We start from the raw sequence: 1,490 nt of genomic DNA on the forward strand, positions 1-1,490 counted from the left end.
CCGTCAAGCGACCAACGCAGATGGAGGGTCACAGCCGACTCGCCCTGGCCATCCTCTGAACGGTACACAAGCAAACCGCGACCGCCGTTCATCACGGACAGACCGTAACCGCTTCCCACGGAATGAACGTCATCCGACGCATCAAAAAACAGGTGGTGCCATTTCTCGTCGGAGTCCGGCAATCGGTACTTGCCGAATATATAGACGGCATCGTAATTGCAACTGTTACGCCAGGAATTGGACCAACTCAACTGCACTTCAAGTTCTGCAAATCCGTCGGCAACAGAAACGACCTTTACATCACCGTTTACCAGGAGATGGTCCCCGAAAGCCCACATGCTCCAAAAACAAAAAACAACCAACAGTAATTTTCGCATCCGATATATTTTAAAATTTACCACATTCCTTTCATCCTACTTTACTGTAATCTTTACCATTCCATGCCCCGCTCTCTGCCCTGTCTTTAAGACTCCGTTTTTAAATAAAATACCACTATAATGAACAGCCTGACCCGTATAATTACCCCCTTCATCCACAGCATTACATCCTTCTAATCCGGAGACAAACCCCGAACCACCACCAGCACCGCCATTATTATGATTGGTTACATATCCGCCACGATAACCGCCGCCGCCGCCACCAGTATCGGTATTGCAAGTAACATGCTCTCCCTGTCCCCAGGCATACCCTTGGGTCTGAGTTCCTCCCATTCCACATCCGCTACAACCAGAAGCCGTATAATAACTTCGGTTAACGACAACTCCGTCTATACAGGCAGCATTGCCTTGCAAACCACCCCCGGCACCTCCGGAGCCATCATCATCACCCTTAAAAGTACCGCCAGGATTATCCGGTCCTCCACCTCCTCCCGCAACCATAATACGGGAAAACAAAGAAGTCCGGTCATTCCATGCCCCATCCATTAAACGTATATCTGTCGCTCCCCCACCTCCGAAACCAGTATTAGAACCATTTCCGCCACCATTCCAACCACCTGCAGTAGACCCTGTCGTACCCCCGACATACAAATAAAATCTTTGGGATTCCGACACCTCCAAATCACCTCCGGCATATCCTCCTAAACCAGCATGGCTACCGACATTCTGATTAGTTGATCCACCCCCCGAAGCACCCCAACACTCAAAAGTATATTCCCCCGGCAAAAGATTCAGCGTATAAGCTCCGGCAGAAGCATAACTACGCGAAGGCTCATGCAGCTCCATCCGGTAGACCTTATCAGGAAAGTCCTCACACACCGCCTCCACCGTGATATGACTGCACATCGTCGAAGATACATTACTCACCAAACCACGGTCAGAAATCTCCAGCGTACCCAAAGAACCGTTCGTCAAAGTCCAGCGCTGTGCGTCAGGACCGCTCCAGGTGTTCGCTATCTGATAACTGTTCTGACCGTTATACGCATAAGTCACCACCTTGTCAGGAAAAGGGTTGCGCGTATAGGGCACCACCAAGACCTCCAAGCGGACATC

General features: G+C 50.3%; 2 protein-coding genes. Both read right to left on the bottom strand.

Features of this window, described 5'->3' with window-relative positions; genetic code table 11:
- On the bottom strand, positions 1-377 hold a 377-nt coding region (locus D1136_RS10735; RefSeq protein ID WP_161877614.1), incomplete at its 3' end, for a hypothetical protein.
- A 36-nt stretch (positions 378-413) separates the two neighbouring features.
- Positions 414-1,490, bottom strand: a 1,077-nt coding sequence (locus D1136_RS10740; protein WP_237567061.1) for a glycine-rich protein, incomplete at its 5' end; no start/stop codon positions are given.

The sequence above is a fragment of the Odoribacter sp. Z80 genome, from assembly GCF_009935865.1.
GTDB lineage: Bacteria > Bacteroidota > Bacteroidia > Bacteroidales > Marinifilaceae > Odoribacter.